The sequence below is a fragment of the Agarivorans sp. Z349TD_8 genome, from assembly GCF_050870825.2.
Taxonomy (GTDB): Bacteria; Pseudomonadota; Gammaproteobacteria; order Enterobacterales; family Celerinatantimonadaceae; genus Agarivorans.
In genome coordinates this window covers 3,095,979-3,117,961 of the sequence record NZ_CP194037.2, presented here as the reverse complement: position 1 = coordinate 3,117,961, position 21,983 = coordinate 3,095,979, and the positions used below count along the sequence as shown (strand labels likewise).

The window sequence follows — 21,983 nt, the reverse complement described above, 5'->3', positions numbered from 1 at the left end:
GTCTTGAAAAATCCCCTAAAGCTCAGTGCTCATCTAGCGATGAAAGTGACCAAATAGTTGGAATCTTGAGCTGGGAGATAATAAGCGAGCAGTGGTCACCAATTGTTCCTTGGACCAGGTGCGACGCTTAATTTGCAAGCAGGGTTCGCTGGGTTCGATTTGCAATAACTGACACTCTTCAGCGCTGGCCATCACCGCCTCAACCAAATGTTCACCCTCAGTCATGGGGGCGACCTTCATCAGGTAGTCATAGGTGGTATTCAATTGAAAATCTTGTTTATCGTAATCAGGCGCAAGGCTGGCGTTTACCACTCGTTCTTCTAGTTGGATCGGTAGCTCATTTTCGAAGTGTAAAATAGTCGCTCTAAAAATGCTGTGACTGGTTCTCACCCCTAGATTCATCGCCTCTTCCATGGTGGCTTTGGTACGGGTGATTTCGATTAATTGAGCACGGTGCTGGTGTCCGCGAGCGGCAATTTCATCAGCAATATTGTGTACTTCGAACAGCGCCGAATGGGCTTTTTTTTGCGCGACAAAAGTGCCAACCCCTTGTTGGCGAATCAGGATGCCTTCATCGGTCAGTTCTCGTAGGGCGCGATTAACCGTCATGCGGCTGATATTGAGCGCCTTCACCATCTCTGATTCTGAAGGCACCCGCTGGTCGGCCTGCCACTCTCCGCTACTTATTTTGTGGCAAATGGCCTGTTTTACCCGAGCATAAATTGGCGCTGGAGAATCTTCAATTGATTGAGATAGGCTGTGCATGATGCTGCTGGCGGTCTCTACCATAGGGGGTCCTGTGTCATAAGCGATAGCGGAACGAATGTTTGGATTATACCCAGTAATGCGCTGTCATCACAGTATAGGGATCGTAAAAAAATTATCTTGTATATACAATATGGCTTCTATTACACTGAATTCATCCAATGAATTGCGAGAGAAGGCTATGAGCAGCCAAGTTTATTTTGCCGAGCAGGCCTTGCTCCAACAAGGTTGGGCGCAAAATGTTCGTATTGAGGTACTTGACGGAGTGATCCTGCGGATTGTCCAAAATAGTCATGCCCAAGATGCCACGGTCCTGAGTGGACCAACCTTACCTACGCTTGCTAATCTTCACTCGCACGCCTTTCAGCGGGCGATGGCCGGGATGGCCGAGGTGAGCCTTAAGGCAAACGATAGTTTTTGGAGTTGGCGTGAGCTGATGTATCGCATGGTTGGTCAGTTGAGCCCGGATGATGTGCGGATCATTGCCACTCAGTTATACATTGATTTGCTCAAGGCGGGTTACAGCCAGGTGGCAGAGTTTAATTATTTGCATCATCAGCAAAATGGTCAGGCTTATGCACAGCTTAACGAGGTCAGCCAACAGCTGCTTGACGCCGCCGATACCGCAGGTGTCGGTTTAACCCTATTGCCCGTGTTATATAGTTATTCTGGATTTGGCGGTCAATTGCCCAATGCAGGGCAAGCCCGTTTTATTAATGGTAGCGAGCAATACTTAGCGCTACATCAAGCTTGTGAGCAGTCGATTGCGGGCAAGCCCTTACATCAGTTAGGGATCTGCTTTCATTCACTGAGAGCGGTTAGTCCCGAGCAAATCAAGCGGGTGATGGCAGCACTTCGCAGCCCCATGCCGATCCATATTCATATTGCAGAGCAACAAAAAGAAGTCGCAGACTGTTTGGCCTGGAGTGGTCAGCGTCCGGTGCAATGGCTGGCCAACGAAATTGGCTTAGATGAACGTTGGTGTTTGGTGCATGCCACCCATTTAAGCGAGCAGGAAATGCTCACGCTGGCACGCAGCCAGGCGGTGGCGGGTTTATGCCCCAGTACCGAGGCGAATTTAGGCGATGGAATCTTCCCCGCCGCTGACTATATACGGGCGCAGGGACGTTGGGGCATCGGCTCCGACAGCCATGTAAGCCTGTCACTGGTGGAAGAATTACGCAGCTTGGAATACGGCCAACGACTGCGTGACCAGCAACGTAATCGGCTGTATAGCCAGAGTCAAAACCATGTTGGCGACTTTTTGTTCGAGCAAGCTCGTTTGGGAGGCAACCAAGCGACGCAGGTACAATTGGGTTTGGCCGAAGGTCATCGCGCCGACTTTATGGTGCTCGATCATCAGCATCCATTTATTGCCGCCAGCAAGCCCCAGGATATCCTCAATCGCTGGCTATTTGCCTGTAATGAAAACCTGATCCGTCATGTCTATGTGGCCGGAAAACCAGTGATCTGCGATTTTCAACATCCTCAACAACAAGCCGCACGAACGGAATTTACCGCCTTGCTGAGCCGCTTATTTAAGGCAGTTTAAAGCCTTGGCTGCGTGAGCCGCAGATGCTCACGCTCACCGTTCATGAGTGTGGATCTCCCAAGCGTTTTAAGCCGGTTGCTTCCTCAAGAAGCGCCAGTGATGGAGCGCTCATATGTCGCACCTTGGCTAGAGCTTATATGGCTGTTCACCAAATGTGGTGGAAAGACTTTCAACAAACATTAATAAGCGAGGTAATCGGTAAACGTTCATTGGCAAGATAAGCAAATAGCAAGACACATAGGTTCATTCCCGCTGGGTCAAGTTAGAGCCAGCAAGTTTTTACAATGTTATTACTTTATTGTGGACGGCCTGACCTCAAATGTCATAGATTTCCATAATTACGCCGCCAGCCACCATTAAAGCGAAACTCAAGATGAACCAACAAAAAGCAAAAACAAATAGATTACGAATATGCTTTGGAACATGGTCTCTTTTTTCTAGCATCCCATAACGTTTCGCATGGAAAGAGCTTAAAAATACAGTGGCGTATTGTAAAACGCCTTGCCCAGAGAAAAACATGTTTAAAGAGTAAAATCTTACTCCATCATCAAGTTCATCTTCTAAATATATCAGCCATTTTGACTTCAAGTAGGCAACGATACCGATCCAAATAAATACCCCTATACCACCAAAAAGTGAAAGGGTTAAAAAAACAACTTCTGGTAACTGAAGCTGCATATTATTGAATGGAATTAGTGCGGTACAATAATTCCCCTCCTTTGTTGCCTAAAACACCTCCCAATTCACTACCAGCATAACCACTAGCAGCACCTGCAACAACAGAACACCAAAAAAAGCTTGTTCCTCCTGATGGCAAACCAAAAACTAAGGTACAAGTTGTCCAAGTCGCGACCATTCCACTACCAATGCCGCCCACCACACCGAGTCCTGCTTTTCCTGTTTGGGTATATTTAGCTTTAGTGCACGTTGCCTCATTAGCAAGCGAGCAAGCTTTTTGTATGTTAGAAACGGCATCAACTCCGGTTAAGGCAATTCCTACGTAGCCAACACGTTTTAGGTGACGAGCCATTTTGTCAAGTTAGAGCCAGCAAGTTTTTACAATGTTATTACTTTATTGTGGACGGCCTGACCTCAAATGTCATAGATTTCCATAATTACGCCGCCAGCCACCATTAAAGCGAAACTCAAGATGAACCAACAAAAAGCAAAAACAAATAGATTACGAATATGCTTTGGAACATGGTCTCTTTTTTCTAGCATCCCATAACGTTTCGCATGGAAAGAGCTTAAAAATACAGTGGCGTATTGTAAAACGCCTTGACCCGAGAAAAACATGTTTAAAGAGTAAAATCTTACTCCATCATCAAGTTCATCTTCTAAATATATCAGCCATTTTGACTTCAAGTAGGCTACCAACCCAAGCCAGAAAAAAACACCAAAACAGCCAGCCATAAAACAAATAAGCGAAATTTTTGATAAAAGGGTAATTTCACTCATAATTTACTTAATTCCATTCCATTTATATAATTCTTCGCCGAATGATTCGGCTTTGTTACCTGCTATTTTGCCACTGGCATAACCACCAGCAGCACCTGCAACAACAGAACACCAAAAAAAGCTTGTTCCTCCTGATGGCAAACCAAAAACTAAAGAACAAGTAGCCCAGATACTAATAGCTCCGCCTGTGGCTCCCCCTGCAATAGTGCCTGCCGCTTTCATTGTATTTTTATATTTAGCTTTAGTGCACGTTGCCTCATTAGCAAGCGAGCAAGCTTTTTGTATGTTAGAAACGGCATCAACTTCGGTTAAGGCAATTCCTACGTAGCCAACACGTTTTAGGTGACGAGCCATTTTGGCAACTGTTTTATAGTTTCTTGCAAAGTTAGGAATAGTGGTTGCGTTTCCGGGCTGTTTACGCCACTGATGGACAATACTTTTACTACTTAAGCCTAAATTACTACGAATATCTCCAGCGACTAAATGACGACCGAGTGTTGGTTGTCCAAACCGACTCAGAGCAGTGTTTAGCCTTTGAAAATGCACTTTTCTTTTAGCAAAGATAAGTTACCGGTTGAGTTGTAGCTACTCACGTAAGAACGCTCTAAGTCTTTTAATATAGCCTTTACTTGGTTAGTGTGTGCATTCCATGTGGTATTGCTCACGCCTAATAGTAAGCCATTGTAGCTTGCTACATTCGACAAAAAGTCATATCTCTTGGCTAATATTTTTCGTTCTGAACGATCGAGCATTAATAGCGTTTTATCAACTGCGAGCGCAATTTCTAAAAAGTCAGCTTCTTCTTGCGTACATTGATTACTATTGGCAGGGGATAGCAACACAATTTGGCCAACTTGCACCTTATCGTTTTTTAGGTGGGCGTTAACCATCTTGAAGTGGTCATAAACCATTTGATTCGGAGAGTTATACATAATCATAATTAGTTGGTCGATCGACATCGATTTTTCAACAATGTGTATAACTTTGTCATGAACTCTAGTTGGTGAAGACACGGGCTACCCTTTATATAATTGGCTATTTTTATAGAGAATTTAAGACACCCTACAGTAATTGATGGATAAGTAAATAAAGGTGGTGTGAAGTACAATTATTGAGACACCCACACTAACTCGTTGGACAAAATCCCTTTGCTAGCGTAGTGGGGGTAGGGCAATCACTGCGACATTATAAGCGCCAACACCAGCAACAACGGATTAAAGGCATGGGTGCCGCCAAGCGCTGGCTTGATGTTAGCTAAATATTGACAACCTAACTTCATTCCCTCTGAGTTGGTATTTAAGCTTCTCTCGAATTGTGATACGGAGACACCCATTCCAGTACTTAACCAAGTGTCTAGAAGTACAGCTAGGGATCGCCGCATCAAACCACACATAGTTTTGCCATAGAAACCAAGTTACAATTCTAAACCCCCGATTATTCTAGGACTTTGAGCACACGTCCCCAACATCCTGGAATTTCGAGAGAGAGTTCGCCGTGATGACACTGAAAACACTGCCTATGATTAAGCAGGTCAAGCACAGTTTGTCCTAGTACGGCGATCGGGATGTGGACTGTTACTGGTTGCTGACATGCATTCACAACCACGATTATCTTTTCCTGCTCATATTGCCGGAGAAAGGCAAATTGCTCCGAGGCCACAAACAACTGTTGGTAGGTCCCATGCTGTAACGCCGGAGATTGTTGGCGGAGATAACTGATATGAATAATAGCGGCTCGTAAATCAGCGTGCTTTTGTGTTCCCATGGACTCCAATTGGAGTTCTGGGCGTAAGTTGTGTTCGCTATTATGTTGTCTTTCTCCTTCTAAGCCCCATTCACTCCCATAATATAGTGATGGGACTCCTGGAATAGTAAACAGCAAGATATACAAGGGATAGAGATGCGCTGGATCATGTAGTGTGGAGGCTACACGATTAACATCATGATTATCGGCAAAATTATATAGGTATAGACCGCGGTAAATGCCATGCTCTTGGTTGAAAAGACGGTTCAGAGAATAGGCTATCTCAAAATAATTGTGATCATTATGGCTAGAATATAGTCCTTTATAACATTCATAGTTTGTGGTTGCATGTAACATATCTGGGTTTGCCCACTGCGTGTAATCACCATGAATAACTTCACCCATTAACCAAAAATCTTTCTTTATTTTTTTTGTGTACGAGGCGAGGCGTTTCATGAACTGCTTATTTAACACGTCAGCGACATCTAAGCGCAACCCGTCAATTTCAAATTCTTCTATCCAGAGACGTACGGCCTTAAAGAGGTGTTCCTCTACCTGTGGATTGGTGACGTTGAGTTTGACCAAATTGAAATGGTCATTCCAACCCTCATAGGAAAACGGATCGCCGAAGGGACTGCGTTGCTGAAAATTGATCTCGCAAAACCACTCCGTAAAGATTGAATGTTGTTGATGTTGCTGAAGATCCTGAAACGCAAAGAAATCACGACTGACATGATTAAATACGCCATCCAGCACAACTCGGATATCGTGTTGATGAAGGTGTTTAATAAGCTGTTTTAAGGTCTCGTTTGTACCTAATCGACGATCCAGTTCAAAATAATTAACGGTATCGTACCCATGAGATTCTGACTCAAAGATGGGGCCCAGATACACGGTATTTATGCCCAATGCCTTCATATGGGGGATCCATTCACAAATTTTAAACAGTCGTTCTTTATTTTGCGAATGATAGTCATTGTGCTCAGGGGCTCCGCAAAACCCGAGTGGATAGATATGATAAAACACGGACTCTTCATACCAGGCATGAGTCATGGTTGTTCTCCTTATTAAGTACGTACCGTTAGGTATATAAAAGTGGTAAAAAAAATGGATGCCTTGTTCAGTTTTCTCCCAAATAAAGCATCGGTTTAAATAGTGTTTTACTTATCATGAAAAGATCCCATACATGTACTGCTGACAGGCAATATGGGCTCTTTCGTCATTTAAAGTAATCTGACGATCATAGAAATTTGTAGTGATATAGGCATTGACCATCCCCAAAAATGTCACAGCGTAACGCGTGCTGCGGCCCCGCATATTTCCATGATCCTGTTCAGCACTGCGAAAGATGTCTTCAAGGATCGCATATTGCTGTTCAACAAAAGGAAATATTGTCTTTCGGGCTTCGCTTTGTTCGGATGAATACATCAGTGATAAGGCGAACCGATATAGATCTGGTGATTTCGTGGCAAAACGGAAGTATGTTTTCACAATATTCTCTAAGGTGAGCGTCATATCGCCAGAATAGACCGCATTGTGCGCCAGACCTTCGAGAAACGGGTCAAAATACTGTTCTAGCAATGTTACAAGTAACCCTTGTTTGCTGCCAAAATAATAGTACAGTGTGGGTTTCTTCACGCTCACGGCCTCTACGATTTTTTGGATCCCGACATTTTCATATCCATTTGCCGTAAATAACCGTAAAGCGGCTGATAACATTTCGTCTTTTTTATTCATGTGTCATATATACCGATAGGTATACACTGCGTCAAGGAAAAAGTATGGAATTGATGAAATTCTGTAACATCCAGACAATAAGAACAATAAGCGAGACATCCATACCAACTAGCGAACCCATTATTAATTGTCTAAACTGTCAATAGATGTTTTTTGGGAGTTTTAGTTATGCCTCGTTCAAGACAATCGCAAGTGAGCTTAGCGGATACTCTTTATTATCATTGCGTTTCGCGCTGTGTTCGTCGTGCTTTTTTGTGTGGTGAAGACCAACACACTGGTAAGAGTTATGAGCACCGGCGTCAATGGGTAGAAGACTATTTACTACAACTGGCAGCGGTGTTCGCTATTGATGTTTGTGCTTATGCTGTTATGAGTAATCACAGTCATGTGGTGTTGCATGTTGATAAGGAGCAAGCCGAAGCGTGGTCGATGGATGAAGTGCTAGAGCGCTGGCACATTCTGCACAAAGGTACCTTGCTGACCCAAATGTACCTTAATCCTCAAGTTCGTTTACGACTTGATGAAGCTCAATTACAAGCCATCAAAGATACTGCGGATATGTATCGCGCTCGCCTCTATGATTTAAGTTGGTTTATGCGCCATTTGAATGAACACATTGCTCGAGAAGCAAATAAAGAAGATAAGTGTACAGGTCGCTTTTGGGAAGGCCGCTTTAAATCACAAGCACTATTAGATGAAGCTGCGCTTGCAGCTTGTATGGCTTATGTGGACTTAAACCCCATTCGTTCAAACATGGCCTCTACGTCAGAAACCTCAGACCACACCAGTATTAAGCAGCGTATTCGGCAAGCTAAGCAAGGTCAACAACCTAACGCGCTGATGCCCTTTGCTGGCAATCACAGTGAAACCATGCTCAAAGGCTTACCCTTTGAACTACAAGATTATCTGCAATTGGTGGAACTCACTGGTCGAGTTATTAGAGAAGATAAACACGGTTATATCGATGATGCGCAAGCGCCTATTCTGCAACGCTTACAAATTGACGAAGAAAGCTGGTTAGCTTTGAGTACTGGCTTAGAAAACTACTTTGCTAGCGCGGTGGGGACAGGGCAATCACTGCGACATTATAAGCGCCAACACAAGCAACAACGGATTAAAGGCATGGGTGCCGCCAAGCGCTGGCTTGATGTTGGCTAAATATTGACAACCTAACTTCATTCCCTCTGAGTCGGCATTTAAGCTTCTCTCGAATCGCTGTGCTTGCTGCTTTGCTTTTAGTGGCTTTTCGCCGTAAAAACATAAATTCAAAGCTGCTCTTTTCTACGTTTGGCTGTTTCTTATTGGATGAGTTGTAATGCTTGTTACCCGATGGAAGTGATTGAATAGTATTTTAAAATGGCTGTCTTTTTATTATTATTTTTATTAGAACGCCAGACAAAACCACAAAAATCCGCCAGTAATGACATCCGATTTGAACTTTTAAAACAGGTCGTCAACTGCTCTTATCTGATCGGTATTAGCCAAGTAGGCTTCTTTGTGTAAAACGCGCATTTATTGTGCGTAAAACAGTAGTACGATTAAGCCGTGGTTGGTGCTGGAAACGCTGAGTTCATTGGCTGCGAAGACTCGCCGTTATTAGCCACTTGACTGAATATTTGTGCTGGCCCTAGCATAAATTCTAGTTGCGAAAATCCAATATATCTGGTAATTAAATACTAATGATAATTATTACCGTTAAGGTTGTTGTGCGTTACCTACGACTTTATATGAGGGCTGTACTTTGGAAAATCTCTCTATTCGGAATGTATCTACATTCGAACACTTAGAATTGGACGCTCATTCACAAAGCTGGGTACGGTCTATCAACCACTGTTTTACAGAGGATACGATAGTTGAAAATGCCTATTTGCCAGGGCTTTACATCACCTTACTTGGTCAGTGTCAGTACAGTACGCCAAATAGCCCCCAAGAAAAACTGGATAACTACAATTATCACTATGCGGTTGCATTAGCCGATGAACCTTGCACCAGCAGTGTAGTGTTTCCTAGTAACGCTACTTGGCAAACCCTGTCGATTATGCTGCCTCTTGCCCAGCTTCATGAGTATGGCATTAGTTCCGTGTGCGAGGTTGCCCATCACTTTAGACCTGAAGCAAGGATCTCCGAACTGGGCGCTATTTCTGGCGACATTCTGAGGTGTTGTGAGTCAGTGTGGCAGTGTGAATTTAAAGGACTAGAAAGGCAGTTGTTTATCAGAGCAAAAGCTTTTGAAGTGTTGTCTCTATTTCTTCATAAGCGGCGCGAATACTCCCAGTACGGTATGTCATCTCGCATGTCACAATTGCGTGAAGCGCTTAATCATGTTGAAGATAACCTTGACCAAGATTGGACTTTGTCTTCACTGGCTCGTCTTGCGGGGAGTAATCAAACCTATATTAAGCAAGACATTAAAGGTTTGGTGGGAACCAGTTTTCGCAAATGGCTAAATAAAAAACGGCTCAACATTGCGCTTGAACTATTGTCTGGCGATGCTCCCATCCATCAGATCGCTGATGATATCGGCATCAAAAGCCAAGCCTACCTTGCCACCCTATTTAAAGGTGAGTTTGGTCTAAGCCCCAGTGAATATCGACAGGCGCTATTGTTAAAGAGAAGCGCTTAAAATTGTCTGTTTTCAAAAGAAACATGACCCCATTTGAAAGCGCTCAACGACCTACCTTTTATAATACCTGCTTGATGTAAACAGTGTTACTTATGCAACACATTCGTATTACGCGATTACCTTGGAAGAATAGCATCGTGTTACCCAAGGCTAGCTGCTCACTAAGACAGCATTAGCCGTCATGTCACAAAAGGAAGTTGGTCCCATTCAATGCTTAAGACTAAACACCCATGGATAATGCTCGCCAGCATATATATCACTCAATATATTGGTATTGCCTTCATACTTTCTGCGGCCATGGCAATTTTACGCCAGCAGGGTGTTCCTCTCGACAAGTTAGCGTTGCTTAACCTCGCTGTTTTACCCATGGTGGGCAAGATATTTTATGCACCGCTGATTGATAAATATAAGCTCTCGTTACAAGGAAAGTACCGTAGTTGGTTAATTCTTTCTAACCTTGGCATGGTCTTGCTGTTGCTTATCATCGGAACCATGGATGCCTCACAGGGCTTTTTAGGCATACTTGGAGTGATTGGCTTATATGTCTTTTTTATGAGCCTACAAGATGTTTCGGTCGACGGTTTATCTTGTAAGTTATTTTCAATGAGCGAGCGAAAGTTTGCGAGTAGTGTGCAGTTTTCGGGAAACTTGCTCGGTAATATTATTGGTGGCGGTCTATTACTGATCTTTTACCCGTGGTTAGGATGGCAAGGTTCGTTTGGGGTATTGGCGGGCTTAACCGCACTCGCATTAATTCAAGTTTGCTTATTTAAAGAACCCAATACAACCAACAATGTGAGCCAAGAGAATCATCAATACCTGTTCAAGGATATTAATGGCTTTATGGCAAAGCATAAATCATGGTTTGTTGTTTTAGCGCTTTATCCCTTTGTGTCTACATGGGGCTTTGCTTTACTTAATCCTATTCTTGTTGATGGCGCTTGGTCGTTGGATGAGATAGGTTCGTCGATCAAAATTTTCGGCTCCATCGTTGGCGTGTTCTCCGCTATGTTGGCAGCCCCGTTAATCACGAAACTCGGTCGACAAAAAGCACTTATTAGTGCCCTTGTTTTACAAATGGCAGGCTTGTGCCTAATTATTTTACCTGCCTTTGGTTATACCGATAAAGTCACGGTTTACCTTGCCATCGTTACTCATTTCGTTAGTTTCCCTGCTTTGCTTGTTATTTCATCAACCATATTTATGGACAACGCTTCGGTTACCTCCCGTAAGGCTACATTTTTCACCCTGCAAGCCAGTTTTGCGTCGCTACTGGGCTTTGTTTACTCGTGGTTAAGTATGGCGGTGGCTAAACAGCTTGGTTATGGCATGACAAGCCTGTTGGGTGCGGTTATTTCTCTTATTATTGTCGGTTTAGTATGGATTTTATTATACAGGCAAGGTCCCGATACCCGTCTTCAACTCGATAATCAATGTAACTAACCAGCCTTGAATAATAGAGATCATTTTCATTTTTAATAGCTTTGCTAAATCCAAAGTTAAAACATTCATTACAATTTTTAATTTATTTCATTTTATTTGGAAAGGAAGTCTTATGATGAGTCATTGCCAAAGAAATATTCGAGCCAGTTTGTTTTATTCTCGGTGCTTATTGGCGTGTGTTGTTAGCAGCATGGCATATTCTTCAATATTGAGTGCGGAACCGGTATCGCTTGAAACATACGTGGTCACGGGTGAAAAAAGAGATAAAAACATCAAGGATGTCCCCACTGGTGTCACACTTATCTCAGGCGAGCGCTTAGAGTCTGGAGAATATAAAGAAGCCAAAGAGAGTGCGGTATTGGCGCCTAATGTTATCGCCGATTCGTTTAATAATATCTCTATACGGGGTATTTCGGGCGGCGGAGCGGCCACCGGGGGACTCGCATATTTAACCGGGGCTCGCGCTAGAGTGGTGAGCGTGGTGGATGGTGTGACCCAAGATTTCTCTGGTTATAATTTTAACCCTGTTTCTGTTTGGGATATCGAACAATTAGAAGTGCTTCGAGGGCCTCAATCGAGCAGTCAAGGTTCTAGTGCTATTGGTGGTGCGCTGGTGATCAATACCAACGACCCTACTTTTTATCGCGAAGCCGCGTTTAGAGGCGGTTTTGAAAATTATAAAAATGGCAATATGAATTATAACCTTGGCCTTATGTCATCGGGGCCCTTGCTTGAAGATGAACTGGCCTACCGAGTGGTGATTGATGCTACCACTGGAGAAGGCTGGTTAAATTACGATACTAATGGTTATGATACGCCGAATCTAAGTGAGTCAGATAACCTTAACGCTAGAGGAAAATTGCTGTGGCTGCCTACTCATATCCCTGCTTTGTCTGCAAAGCTCACTCTTAATTATCATAATAATCAAGGGGAGCATGCTAACTTTGCCAGTAATACCGATGAGGGCATTGCCTCTAAGACATTCTCCTTAAACGGCTCTAACGAAGTGCGTTTGCAAGACTCTAAAGCGGACTCTATTGCGGCAGACATTGATTATCAGATCAATGATAGCCTAACTAACTCGTTGCATATCAGTCGCAGTAGCTCTGATATCCATGACGATGCCTATTCGACAGGCAATACCTACGATATTAACAATGAAACTTATGCCTTGGAGAATCGGCTGCTACTCAGCGAAAACGAGTCGGCGCTAACCGGGGTTGTTGGGATCTTTATTTCTCATAAAGATGCTTCTCTTGCTACCTCTAACTTTACTATTGCAACCGAATATCAAACCACAACCAGCGCCTTATATGGGGAGGGAACATATTCACTTTCGCCAAAATACAGGCTAGTGGCGGGCGTACGGGTCGAAAATGAAGACGCAGACAAGACCAGTTCTACAGCGTTTTCTGGGGGCGATAATAGTCAAAACGACAGTGAAACCTATTATCTGCCGAAGCTGAGTTTGCTCTATGACTTGGCCGACTCAACCACTCTTGCTGCAACAGCCAGCAAAGGTTACAGCCCTTCCGGTTTAGGGATTAACTTTTTTGGCGAAGAATATAGTTATGACAGTGAAACGGTATCGGCATTTGAGCTAAGCAGCAAGAGTATATTTGTCGGTGGAAGCGTATTAAATGCCAATTTGTTTTATAACGATTACAAAAATTATCAAGCAGGAACCAGTGGTTTTACCATTGAGAATGTCGGCAAATCTTATACCTACGGCTTAGAGCTAGAGGGCACCACTTGGTTGACCAACAATCTAGAAATAACAACGGCGATTGGTTTGCTAGACAGTGAAATCAGTGATGATGAGTCATATCAGGGGAATCGGCTCACTAATGCGCCAAAACTGAATGCGAGCCTTGGTTTCACGGTGTATATCGATGAACGTTGGACTCTAGGTGCCAACGCCACCTATGTCGGAGAGTACTACTCAGACTTAGAAAATACCGAGACATCAGTCGCTGGTGATTATGCTCTGCTTGATGCTCGCGCGAGTTACCGAGTAGGAGACTTCACCATTAATGCCTACATTAAAAATCTCACCAATGATGATGCGGTTTCCTATCGTGCTGGCGCGCTTGCCTCGGTTGGCCAGTCACGCACTATTGGCATGAGTGCCATGTACCGTATGTAGATTGATTCGCCACAATGATTCGTTTTTTCGCAGAGCTTTATTAAGCTCTGCTCGTTTAAGTCCAGCAGAAGTACGAAAAACTCATGAGCATGTCACCAACCCCCATTCGCGATGTTGACCATAAAGTCGACATTATTGACCATGTTAATCAAGACCACCCCGAGGAGTTATTAGCCATTGCTAAAAGCCATGTGTCGGATAAACAAATAGTATCGGCAAGGGTTAAAGATATCTTCCAAGAGGGGATTCAACTTGATATCGTATTTGCAGTTGAATCGGCTCAACACACAATACTTGTCCCCTTTGAAATAGAGGGCAGTTTAGAAGAAAGAATTCTCTATTTAGCTTACGCGAGTATTGTAAAGCAGGGGCTTGACTTTTCGGGCAATGGTAAGCAGTTTTTTGAAGTGCTTGATAAACAATGGCTCACCGCCAATATCATTCGCTTGACCGTAAAAAGTGACATGCCTTTACCAGAATACTACCCAGGCTATGCCTATGCTTTGGTGTTAAAAGGCATGCAAAAAAAGCGGGCAAATTCGGTCCAACAAAGTACTCAAAAACATTGCTTAAAGCGTATAGCTGACCATCTGTTTATTTGGTTAATGAAGCACCTTTCAACGAAGAATCGTGAAAAACTGTTATATAAAGCCAATAAAAATGTGCGGCTTTACACCTTACGTAAATCATGGAAAAGCAGTGATTCCGCCCCTTTCCCCGACCGTGGGCAGATAGATATTTATACGCATGGAAATAGCGCGGGGAGCCAGTGGGCAGAGCGCTTGAGTATCGGTGATGTATTTATGAGTCGTTCACAAACCCAAGACCAACACCCCCATTTAGCCAATGGTCAAGCTCTGATTATTGCTGATGAAACGGCATATCCTGCGGCGGCGGGTATTATTGAACATTGGAGTAATGCATTACCGCCAGTGGTCATTATATTAAGTGCCAACAAAGAGCAGCAGAACTACTTTTCTGAAGACAGCCTGCCTCGCGGCGCTCAACTTCACCGAGTGGTTTGTGCAGAACAAGAGCAAGCCACAGAAGTGTTACGCATATTACGCAGTCTCGATAACATCGATGCGGTATGGGCTGCGCTAGAGTCGTCTTCAGCGACAAAAGTACGACACTACCTGCGTAATCAGCGCCATATCAAGGGAAAAAATAATCACACCAAAGCTTATTGGAAGCTTAAGTCATAAGGTTCACTATTTAAGGCTAATTACATTGCCTGCTGCGGCATTTTTAAATGCCGCTAATTTTTGACGGCAGGCCATCTGGCTGTCGCCGTATTTGCGTAATAATCAGATATATATAGTTTCTATTTGGAGAGCCCTTCGCAGTTATGCCCTTGCCATTCGCTAGTTCTTGGCGTTTAATAATCAAAGTCTTATTAAGCGGTGACCTTCCAACAGCGGACTTTCACCTCATGAGTTCATGCCCATGCTGGCGGCACACAAAAAGCTGCACTCGGAATTATTTTATTACGCTCGTTTTTGTGAATTGCACTGCGCTTCATTTTTACACAAAACGATCTCCGTAAAATAATCCGGTAAGCTTGGGGGGTCTAGAAGTCGTGGCAGGGATCGGCCTGTAACTTGGATTAAAAATAGCATCAGTGGTAAGACAGGAAAGCTTCGGTGTTTGAGGGATGAGAATGAAAAGCGGCAAAAAGGAGTTGAAAACAGGCACTCGCTTTAAAAGGGTGAAAAAAATTTTATTTCGAGTCGTGATCGCTCTGGGTCTCTCCATCGCCCTGAGCATTGCGCTTATCGTTTATACTCCGCCCATATTTACCGTAGCCTTAAATACCAGCTTAGCGTTATTGCCAGAGCACAAATTTGTAAGCTACAGGGTTCAGGCAAAATCTGAGTTGGCTGAGCGTTGGCAGCTGAGTACCTCTTTTTCTAATGATGATGCGCTGTTACAAGCGCTGAAACAAGGTTTGCCTGAGAGCCACGATAAAAGTACTTTTTTTGCGCGTATGTTTGTGGTTCATGATTATCCGCAGCCTTGTCAGTTTATGATTTTCGGCCTGCACCGGAGTATCGATATAAGCTGGCAGGTCGAAGGGCTGCGCTGTAACAGTAAGGCCAGTTGTGAAGTGGCTCGAGTCCAACATATTTGTCCTGAACGTAAGAGACATGACAAATGAAGGCAAAGTTAAAACTGGTGCTTTGGATTGCGATAGCCTTGTTGGCGATTGTCGGGATGCAAGGTTTAAGTAGCAACTATAGCTTGAGTGATATGCGGGCCGTGGTGGATGCATATTATTGGTATATTCTGCCGGCTTATACTTTGGTTATTTTTCTGCGTGGGGTACTTTTTATCCCGACTATGCCCTTGATTCTGTTAATGGCAAGTAGTATCGATCCGCTGCTGATGTTTCTTCTTACTTTGGTGGCATCTTGTAGCTCCGCCTATTTGGTTTGTCTGGCGATTGATTACATGGATATGCAAAAGCGACTGGAAGCCTTGCCTAGCAAGAGTGTGCAACGAGCGCAGCGCTGGGTTCGCTCTTTTGGTGTTGCGGCGATTGCCGGATGGGCTTTTTTCCCTTTGGTATTTACCGAGCTGATTGTCTATCTCGCGCGCTTGGCCGGTTTACCGCGACGACAGATTGTGATGGCGGTTGGTCTTGGCGAAGGGTTGTTGATTAGTGGGCTGATTGTTGTCGTCAGCTGGTTTACCAGCGTGGCACTGTGAGCTGACTTTCAAGGCTTACTCGGAGCAGCTTTAAGTTGCGCTAGAGCTTGCTTGATGAGATGTTTAAAACGCTACCTTTAGGCCGAGCCTGATGGCAGCGTTTTTAATGGCTAGTGCGGGTGGAGCGAGGAGACTTATCCCCCCATTTTTTAACCAGCTGTATCATCGTTTAAATATTGAAATAAACACCATTTGGAATTTACATTTTGACGCCATTGAGCTCTGCTTCAACCAGTTTGCTAATAGTTCCATCATTTGATATTTGAACTTCCACTCCGTAGTTTGCTGCGTACCAGATGATATCCTTACCCTCAGCCGGAGAGCCGTCAGGTAATGTCATTGAATAACTTTGTTCAAATTTGCATGTTTTGAAGGTACCAGCAGGAACAGTGATGTTTTCAAAGCCTTGAAATTCTGAACTAATGTTGGTCACAAATTCTTGGTCAACCCCCGATGAGTTGTTTACGATCATGGTAATGGTTTGACGATGAATATCACCTTTATCTACGTCAAATCGCATTGAGGTACCAGGCGTATAGCTCAATTCGTTTTCATTTGCATTATCAGTTTCTCCCAACATGATTTGTTCTTTATTCCCTTCATCGATGAATAAATAGGCGTTATCGGTGACGTTATTTTCGGTTGTTTGAGCGAGCAATGCAGGCTGGCTCCGGTAAGTTGTTTCTTCAATCACTTTCGTTAAACTGGTCTCAATGGATCCATCTTGCGCGACCATGCTGATAGTCTGTGTTGCACCGAGCTCATATAAATCTTCATTAAAACAAATGGAGGCATTCTCGATATCGATGTTTTTTACATCGCCACTCTCGCTATTGCTACTACCACAACCCCCGATTGAAACCGCTAACATAAAGAATGGTAAGACTGTAACTTTCATTTTAATTCCCTTAATAAGTCAATATTTTTTACACAATGCCGCTGATTAAAAGAGAGTACCTTTGATGAGCGGCTAATCAGTGCTCATATTATTATTTCTCTGGCTGGCAAGCGCAGGGTGAATAGAGTCACGTTACGGCAGGGCTTTGACATAATGTCACTCTCATATTAAGAGTGACTCGACCTGTAAGCCAGTCGAGAAGCATTGAAGTATACGCCTGATTTATAAAGGATTACATCTCTATAATGTTCTATGTAAACAAAACGTTAGTAATTTGTCTCTAGGTTTTTTAGCATTGCTGAATGACTCGAAAGTAACGGTGGTTGCATATCCATGGAACAAACTGTTACATGGATATGGGGAGTATATGAACAATGATATGGATTTTAGACTCGCTCGATTAACATCGCGATCCCTTGACCGCCTCCGATACAAGCGGCAGCAACACCGTAGCGAGCTTGTTGTTGGTGTAAAGTTCGAGCAAGTGTGCCAACTAAGCGAATACCACTGGCTCCAAGGGGATGGCCGAGGGCGATGGCTCCGCCGTTTATATTTAGCTGTTCATGGCTAATTCCCAATTGTGCCATTGCATAAAGTGGTACGATGCTAAATGCTTCGTTAATTTCCCAGCAATCGATTTGCTCTGGTTTTAGCTTCGCCATTTGCAGCACTCGCTGTATCGCGGGCACCACACCTTGTCCCATAAGTTCTGGTTGAGTACCTCGATCGGCGCAAGCAACTATTCGAGCGAGTGGTTGAGCATGATGCTCCTCTAAAGCTGACTCCGTCATTAACATCATCAGCGCCGCACCACTGGTTAAGGGGGAGCTATTCCCAGCGGTTATATGACCGTTTTCAGTGAATACCGGTTTAAGCGCTGCGAGTTGGCTGAGGCTGGTATCGCTTCGAATGTTGGCATCCTGTTCAAATACGGAGTCATGCTTGGTATGGATCGGCAGAATTTCTTGGCTTAAGTAACCACTGGCTTGGGCATTGGCTGCACGTTGGTGTGAGCTTAAAGCGAATTCGTCCATTGTGTTTCGGTCGCACTGTGTTTTTTTCATCAAGGCTTCTGCTGTGAGGCCCATATTCATCACGACATCCATTTGATAACGATCGGCGTAATGTTCTGGAATCGTGAGAATACCTTGCTGAAATAACGAGGGGCCCATGGGGATCCGAGTCATGTTTTCATAGCCTCCGGCGAGTGCGATATCGGCTGCCCCCGAAGCTAAAATTAATGCACTGGAACGGATTGCTGAGATCCCGGAACCACATTGCTGGTCGATACTTCTGCTGGCACACTGATCGCCTAATTGGCTTTGATAAAGCGGATAACGTCCACCAAAACTCCACTGATCTTTAACACTGAGTGCGCAGCCAAGCGATAGGTCATCCACCTTATCTGCATTAACCGCGGTTTCGATTAACGCATGGTCGATCAGTTGTGCCAAAAGTGTATCGCCACGTATTGGCGCTAAGGCGTCAACCTCAGATTTTTTAGGGTGGGCTCGACTAAAGGCAGTTCGTTGATAATGACTTAGATAAACAGCTTTCATTTTTTCTCCAGTTGACACCAGCGGCTGATAAAGAGAGCGTAGGTTTTTAAGGTGTGGCGAATGGATTCGATATCGACGCACTCATCAACGCCATGAATGTTCTTTGCTATTGGCCCGTAGCAGGTTCCAGCGGTTCGACTATAGAAATGGAATGCGCGTAAGTCGGTGGTACAAGTGGATAAATAATGCTCAGGTTCTTTTCCTAATAATGTGTGATGACAGTTAGCAAGCAAGCCGACCCCTGCATGGCCAGTATCCACGATATGTCCTTCAGAACGAAAGCCATGAAACCGCAGGATCGGTTTTTGACTCACAAAGGCTTTATCTTTTAAGGCTGCTTGTTCAATACAATCGTTTACCCGTTGCATGATATGACTGGCACTCATGCCAGGCGGAAAGCCGATCCGTCCTTCCATTTCGGCATGTGCGGGAACACTCGAAGCCCAATTACCGCCTTTAATTTTACCAATGTTCAGGTTAAACGGTTGCGCAATTTGATCATAGGGTGCTGGTCGTTCGAGCTCATTAAGTTCAGCTTCTAGCGATTTTAACCAAGGAATTAATTTCTGTATTTTCTCGATCGCATTGTCGCCAGCTGATGTATCTAAAACATGGGCGGGTCGGCCTCTGACCAGCAGTTTGAACCATAAGACACCAACTTGAGCGGCATAAATTTGTGGTCCGAAGGGTTCTGGAATTAGCACGAAGTCGCCGCCAAATCCTTGCTGTAAACATGCCAGAGCGCCATTTCCAGAGCACTCTTCTTCGACCACGGCTTGAATAATTAACGGTGACTTAATTGTATACCCGGCGTGTTGAATGGCATGTACCGCAAAAATCATTGCGGCGACGCCCGATTGCATATCACCTGCGCCTCGACCATATAACCAACCGTCCTTTCGCCATGGTTGATTAGGAGCCTGAGTCCACATATCTGCTGGGTCTGAGCTCACAACATCGAGATGACCATTCAGTACCAGCGTTTTACCTGGAGCGCCTTTGTTGAGTTGACTCACCAGGTTGTATTTATTCTCATGATCCCATGGCACGGGGGCATAGAGGGCGTGACCGCACATATCACTATGCTTCATTGCGACACGTTCCACCGGAAGTTTTAAGGCGCAGAGCTGTCTTTCAACAATATCTAGAACACCTTGCTCATGGTTGAGTACGCCGTATTGTTGGACCATGTCTTCGGTGAAAGAGAGGGCATCTTCGAAGAGTTGCTCGCAGCTATTGAGGATGGCTTGTTCACATTGATTAAAGCTCATAGCTCACCTATTTGTTCTGGAATGATAAGATCAGCTTCGGTGAAGTGAATCAGTTGCTCTAGACTTATATCTTTGGCTTTTTCTTTAAGCACTAAACCCAGCGGGGTCACATCCATCACCGCCTTATCAGTAATAATCCGCGATACGCAGTGTTTTGCGGTAAGTGGTAATCGGCACTGCTTTAGAATTTTAGGCTGGCCTTTTTTGTCACAGTGGGTCATCAATACCACAATACGCGGGGTTTTTTGTGCAAGCTCCATCGCGCCGCCGATGCCCGGCGAAAAACGCCCCGGGATCTTCCAGTTGGCTAAGTTACCGGATTGATCCACTTCAAACGCCCCAATCATGGTTAAATCCAGTTTTGCACGTCGGATCATCGCAAAAGATACTGCACTATCGAAATAGCTACTGCCGAGACAAGTTGAAATATAGTTTCCGGCGGAGTCGATAACAAAGGGGTCTATATCCTCCGGTTTCGGTTGTTCGGCGGCGCCGAGCACGCCATTTTCGCAATGGATTAAAATGTTTAATTCCTTTGGTAAAAATTCGACAACTTTAGCTGGTAAACCAATCCCAAGATTGATGACAGTGTCGGCTTGTATCTCGCGCGCGGCTCGTTCGATGATTCGACTAATATTTGACATGATGAGAAAGTGCTCCGTATTCATCAGATAATGCGGCTAATGGCACTAAACTGCTCACAAATACCGATGGCGTATGAATGTGATTTGGATTAAGGCTCCCGGGTTCTTGGCAATCAGCGGTTTCCACAATCACATGGTTTGCTGCCATTGCCATTAAGGGACTGAAGTTGATCGCCGACCCCTGATACATTAAGTTGCCGTAGTGATCGGCTTGGGCTGCGTGCAATAAGGCAAACTCTGCGCTTTGCGCCATTTCAACTTTATAGCGCTGTCCTTGCCATTCCAAAAGCTGTTCCGGTAAGGTGATTTCAGAATCGAGCCCAATATCAGATAAAAAGCCAAAGCTGCCGGCTCCGGCAGTACGGATCTTTTCGGCGAGAATGCCTTGCGGGTGAAATTCAACTTCTAATTGGCCGCTGTTCATCAAGTCGATCACCGGTTTATTTAAACCTAGATGGGTGGTAATTAGTTTATCGACCTGACCATTTTCGATAAGTTTACTGATCCCAATACCACTCTCGTTGGCATCGTTTTTGATTAAGGTTAAATGACGCTGCCCTTGGCGTAATAATTCGTTGATCAGGGTGAAAGGGGTTCCTGGGCAACCAAAACCGCCCACCATAACCGTCGCACCCTCGGGGATTACAGCAATTGCCTGCTGTAATGTTTGTTGTTTGTTCATGAATGAATGCTCGCTAGAAATTGCTGGGTTCGCTGATGCTGAGGATTGCCAAATAATTGCTCTGGTGTGCCGTCTTCAACGATGTAACCACCGTCCATAAATATGACGCGGTCAGCAACTTTTTGTGCAAAACTCATTTCGTGAGTCACAATCAGCATGGTCATACCATCGCGAGCCAACTGTTCTATAACCGCCAGTACTTCGCCCACCAGTTCGGGATCGAGAGCCGATGTGGGTTCATCAAACAACATAACCGCTGGGTTCATCGCTAACGCTCGGACAATCGCAACGCGCTGCTTTTGACCACCAGAAAGCATGTCTGGATAGGCATTTTGTTTGTTGGCTAAACCGACACTTTCCAGTAATTTGATGGCTCGACGAGTCGCTTCTTGGCGGGCTTGTTTGAGCACAATAGTTGGGCCTTCAATTATATTTTCGAGGATCGTCATGTGCGGGAATAAATTGAAGTGCTGGAAAACCATGCCTAAGTTGGTACGAACTTTACATAAATGACGCTCGAGCATTTTTCCGTTGAGATTATCGTCATTTACGAGCGTGTTATTCACGATAATGGTACCTCCGCTGGGGGTCTCCAAATGGTTCATGGTGCGCAACAGAGTGCTCTTGCCTGAGCCGCTAGGACCAATGATGACAATCACTTCCCCTGCGTTTACATCTAAGTTGACCGAACGAAGCACTTCTAGTTGGCCATAGCTTTTCTTTAGGGCGTTGATTTTTACAATGGAGTTGGCC

Annotated in this window: 22 protein-coding genes; 8 read left to right on the top strand and 14 right to left on the bottom strand. The window is 44.5% G+C overall.

The window, feature by feature from the left end:
• Positions 1-33: 33 nt before the first annotated feature.
• Entirely contained in the window at positions 34-789 is a 756-nt protein-coding gene (gene hutC, locus ACRRS1_RS14000; RefSeq protein WP_432467559.1) for a histidine utilization repressor, read from the bottom strand.
• Between the two features lie 157 nt (positions 790-946).
• Here hutC and ACRRS1_RS13995 point away from each other — a divergent pair, with 157 nt between their 5' ends.
• Positions 947-2,317, top strand: coding sequence for a formimidoylglutamate deiminase (locus ACRRS1_RS13995; RefSeq protein WP_432467560.1), 1,371 nt, complete (start codon positions 947-949; stop codon positions 2,315-2,317).
• 315 nt (positions 2,318-2,632) lie between these two features.
• Here ACRRS1_RS13995 and ACRRS1_RS13990 read toward each other — a convergent pair whose 3' ends face one another.
• From ACRRS1_RS13990 to ACRRS1_RS13960, 7 genes are all read right to left on the bottom strand, one after another.
• The gene (locus ACRRS1_RS13990; RefSeq protein ID WP_432463515.1) at positions 2,633-2,995 is read right to left on the bottom strand and encodes a hypothetical protein; all 363 of its coding nucleotides are present in this window, start codon (positions 2,993-2,995) and stop codon (positions 2,633-2,635) included.
• Between the two features lies 1 nt (position 2,996).
• The gene (locus ACRRS1_RS13985) at positions 2,997-3,347 is read right to left on the bottom strand and encodes a hypothetical protein (RefSeq protein WP_432467561.1); all 351 of its coding nucleotides are present in this window, start codon (positions 3,345-3,347) and stop codon (positions 2,997-2,999) included.
• 62 nt (positions 3,348-3,409) lie between these two features.
• Positions 3,410-3,775 (bottom strand): hypothetical protein, encoded by a 366-nt coding sequence (locus ACRRS1_RS13980; protein WP_432463513.1) that lies wholly within the window; start codon positions 3,773-3,775, stop codon positions 3,410-3,412.
• A 3-nt stretch (positions 3,776-3,778) separates the two neighbouring features.
• Positions 3,779-4,321 carry a hypothetical protein gene (locus tag ACRRS1_RS13975; protein WP_432467562.1) on the bottom strand — a complete coding sequence of 181 codons (543 nt, stop codon included), beginning with the start codon at positions 4,319-4,321 and terminating at the stop codon, positions 3,779-3,781.
• Positions 4,303-4,788 (bottom strand): hypothetical protein, encoded by a 486-nt coding sequence (locus ACRRS1_RS13970; RefSeq protein ID WP_432467563.1) that lies wholly within the window; start codon positions 4,786-4,788, stop codon positions 4,303-4,305. The genes ACRRS1_RS13975 and ACRRS1_RS13970 overlap by 19 nt, the downstream gene beginning before the upstream one ends.
• 421 nt (positions 4,789-5,209) lie before the next feature.
• A complete protein-coding gene (locus tag ACRRS1_RS13965) occupies positions 5,210-6,571 on the bottom strand; it encodes an alpha-amylase family glycosyl hydrolase (RefSeq protein WP_432467564.1) in 1,362 nt (453 codons plus the stop codon).
• Between the two features lie 114 nt (positions 6,572-6,685).
• Entirely contained in the window at positions 6,686-7,255 is a 570-nt protein-coding gene (locus ACRRS1_RS13960; RefSeq protein WP_432459667.1) for a TetR/AcrR family transcriptional regulator, read from the bottom strand.
• Positions 7,256-7,423: 168 nt separating this feature from the next.
• Between ACRRS1_RS13960 and ACRRS1_RS13955 the strand changes: the two genes are divergently transcribed.
• From ACRRS1_RS13955 to ACRRS1_RS13925, 7 genes are all read left to right on the top strand, one after another.
• Positions 7,424-8,413, top strand: a complete 990-nt coding sequence (locus tag ACRRS1_RS13955; RefSeq protein ID WP_432467565.1) for a transposase — start codon at positions 7,424-7,426, stop codon at positions 8,411-8,413.
• Positions 8,414-8,996: 583 nt separating this feature from the next.
• On the top strand, positions 8,997-9,878 hold the full coding sequence (locus ACRRS1_RS13950; protein ID WP_432467566.1) for a helix-turn-helix transcriptional regulator: 882 nt from the start codon (positions 8,997-8,999) through the stop codon (positions 9,876-9,878).
• A gap of 210 nt (positions 9,879-10,088) precedes the next feature.
• The gene (locus ACRRS1_RS13945) at positions 10,089-11,321 is read left to right on the top strand and encodes an MFS transporter (protein WP_432467567.1); all 1,233 of its coding nucleotides are present in this window, start codon (positions 10,089-10,091) and stop codon (positions 11,319-11,321) included.
• Positions 11,322-11,433: 112 nt separating this feature from the next.
• Entirely contained in the window at positions 11,434-13,467 is a 2,034-nt protein-coding gene (locus ACRRS1_RS13940; protein ID WP_432467568.1) for a TonB-dependent receptor, read from the top strand.
• 83 nt (positions 13,468-13,550) lie between these two features.
• Positions 13,551-14,672 (top strand): SIP domain-containing protein, encoded by a 1,122-nt coding sequence (locus ACRRS1_RS13935; protein WP_432452575.1) that lies wholly within the window; start codon positions 13,551-13,553, stop codon positions 14,670-14,672.
• Positions 14,673-15,127: 455 nt separating this feature from the next.
• Complete coding sequence (locus ACRRS1_RS13930) at positions 15,128-15,625, top strand: hypothetical protein (RefSeq protein ID WP_432452576.1); 498 nt, start codon at positions 15,128-15,130, stop codon at positions 15,623-15,625.
• Positions 15,622-16,176, top strand: coding sequence for a hypothetical protein (locus ACRRS1_RS13925; RefSeq protein ID WP_432452577.1), 555 nt, complete (start codon positions 15,622-15,624; stop codon positions 16,174-16,176). Before ACRRS1_RS13930 ends, ACRRS1_RS13925 begins: the two co-directional genes overlap by 4 nt.
• 199 nt (positions 16,177-16,375) lie before the next feature.
• Here the strand turns inward: ACRRS1_RS13925 and ACRRS1_RS13920 are convergent, their stop codons facing one another.
• From ACRRS1_RS13920 to ACRRS1_RS13895, 6 genes are all read right to left on the bottom strand, one after another.
• Positions 16,376-17,074, bottom strand: a complete 699-nt coding sequence (locus ACRRS1_RS13920; RefSeq protein WP_432452578.1) for a TapB family protein — start codon at positions 17,072-17,074, stop codon at positions 16,376-16,378.
• Positions 17,075-17,460: 386 nt separating this feature from the next.
• The gene (locus ACRRS1_RS13915) at positions 17,461-18,633 is read right to left on the bottom strand and encodes an acetyl-CoA C-acyltransferase (protein ID WP_432459658.1); all 1,173 of its coding nucleotides are present in this window, start codon (positions 18,631-18,633) and stop codon (positions 17,461-17,463) included.
• Positions 18,630-19,904, bottom strand: coding sequence for an ArgE/DapE family deacylase (locus ACRRS1_RS13910; RefSeq protein WP_432467569.1), 1,275 nt, complete (start codon positions 19,902-19,904; stop codon positions 18,630-18,632). The genes ACRRS1_RS13915 and ACRRS1_RS13910 overlap by 4 nt, the downstream gene beginning before the upstream one ends.
• The gene (locus tag ACRRS1_RS13905; RefSeq protein WP_432467570.1) at positions 19,901-20,548 is read right to left on the bottom strand and encodes a 3-oxoacid CoA-transferase subunit B; all 648 of its coding nucleotides are present in this window, start codon (positions 20,546-20,548) and stop codon (positions 19,901-19,903) included. Before ACRRS1_RS13905 ends, ACRRS1_RS13910 begins: the two co-directional genes overlap by 4 nt.
• Positions 20,535-21,230 (bottom strand): CoA transferase subunit A, encoded by a 696-nt coding sequence (locus tag ACRRS1_RS13900; RefSeq protein WP_432452582.1) that lies wholly within the window; start codon positions 21,228-21,230, stop codon positions 20,535-20,537. The genes ACRRS1_RS13905 and ACRRS1_RS13900 overlap by 14 nt, the downstream gene beginning before the upstream one ends.
• Positions 21,227-21,973 carry an amino acid ABC transporter ATP-binding protein gene (locus ACRRS1_RS13895; RefSeq protein ID WP_432461121.1) on the bottom strand — a complete coding sequence of 249 codons (747 nt, stop codon included), beginning with the start codon at positions 21,971-21,973 and terminating at the stop codon, positions 21,227-21,229. The genes ACRRS1_RS13900 and ACRRS1_RS13895 overlap by 4 nt, the downstream gene beginning before the upstream one ends.
• Positions 21,974-21,983 lie beyond the last annotated feature (10 nt).

Bases quoted from the DNA above. Each gene is read 5' to 3' on its own strand.
- hutC (WP_432467559.1), bottom strand. From the start codon at position 789: ATGGTAGAGACCGCCAGCAGCATCATGCACAGCCTATCTCAATCAATT.
- ACRRS1_RS13995 (WP_432467560.1), top strand. From the start codon at position 947: ATGAGCAGCCAAGTTTATTTTGCCGAGCAGGCCTTGCTCCAACAAGGT.
- ACRRS1_RS13990 (WP_432463515.1), bottom strand. From the start codon at position 2,995: ATGCAGCTTCAGTTACCAGAAGTTGTTTTTTTAACCCTTTCACTTTTT.
- ACRRS1_RS13985 (WP_432467561.1), bottom strand. From the start codon at position 3,347: ATGGCTCGTCACCTAAAACGTGTTGGCTACGTAGGAATTGCCTTAACC.
- ACRRS1_RS13980 (WP_432463513.1), bottom strand. From the start codon at position 3,775: ATGAGTGAAATTACCCTTTTATCAAAAATTTCGCTTATTTGTTTTATG.
- ACRRS1_RS13965 (WP_432467564.1), bottom strand. From the start codon at position 6,571: ATGACTCATGCCTGGTATGAAGAGTCCGTGTTTTATCATATCTATCCA.
- ACRRS1_RS13960 (WP_432459667.1), bottom strand. From the start codon at position 7,255: ATGAATAAAAAAGACGAAATGTTATCAGCCGCTTTACGGTTATTTACG.
- ACRRS1_RS13955 (WP_432467565.1), top strand. From the start codon at position 7,424: ATGCCTCGTTCAAGACAATCGCAAGTGAGCTTAGCGGATACTCTTTAT.
- ACRRS1_RS13945 (WP_432467567.1), top strand. From the start codon at position 10,089: ATGCTTAAGACTAAACACCCATGGATAATGCTCGCCAGCATATATATC.
- ACRRS1_RS13940 (WP_432467568.1), top strand. From the start codon at position 11,434: ATGATGAGTCATTGCCAAAGAAATATTCGAGCCAGTTTGTTTTATTCT.
- ACRRS1_RS13935 (WP_432452575.1), top strand. From the start codon at position 13,551: ATGAGCATGTCACCAACCCCCATTCGCGATGTTGACCATAAAGTCGAC.
- ACRRS1_RS13930 (WP_432452576.1), top strand. From the start codon at position 15,128: ATGAAAAGCGGCAAAAAGGAGTTGAAAACAGGCACTCGCTTTAAAAGG.
- ACRRS1_RS13925 (WP_432452577.1), top strand. From the start codon at position 15,622: ATGAAGGCAAAGTTAAAACTGGTGCTTTGGATTGCGATAGCCTTGTTG.
- ACRRS1_RS13920 (WP_432452578.1), bottom strand. From the start codon at position 17,074: ATGAAAGTTACAGTCTTACCATTCTTTATGTTAGCGGTTTCAATCGGG.
- ACRRS1_RS13915 (WP_432459658.1), bottom strand. From the start codon at position 18,633: ATGAAAGCTGTTTATCTAAGTCATTATCAACGAACTGCCTTTAGTCGA.
- ACRRS1_RS13910 (WP_432467569.1), bottom strand. From the start codon at position 19,904: ATGAGCTTTAATCAATGTGAACAAGCCATCCTCAATAGCTGCGAGCAA.
- ACRRS1_RS13905 (WP_432467570.1), bottom strand. From the start codon at position 20,548: ATGTCAAATATTAGTCGAATCATCGAACGAGCCGCGCGCGAGATACAA.
- ACRRS1_RS13900 (WP_432452582.1), bottom strand. From the start codon at position 21,230: ATGAACAAACAACAAACATTACAGCAGGCAATTGCTGTAATCCCCGAG.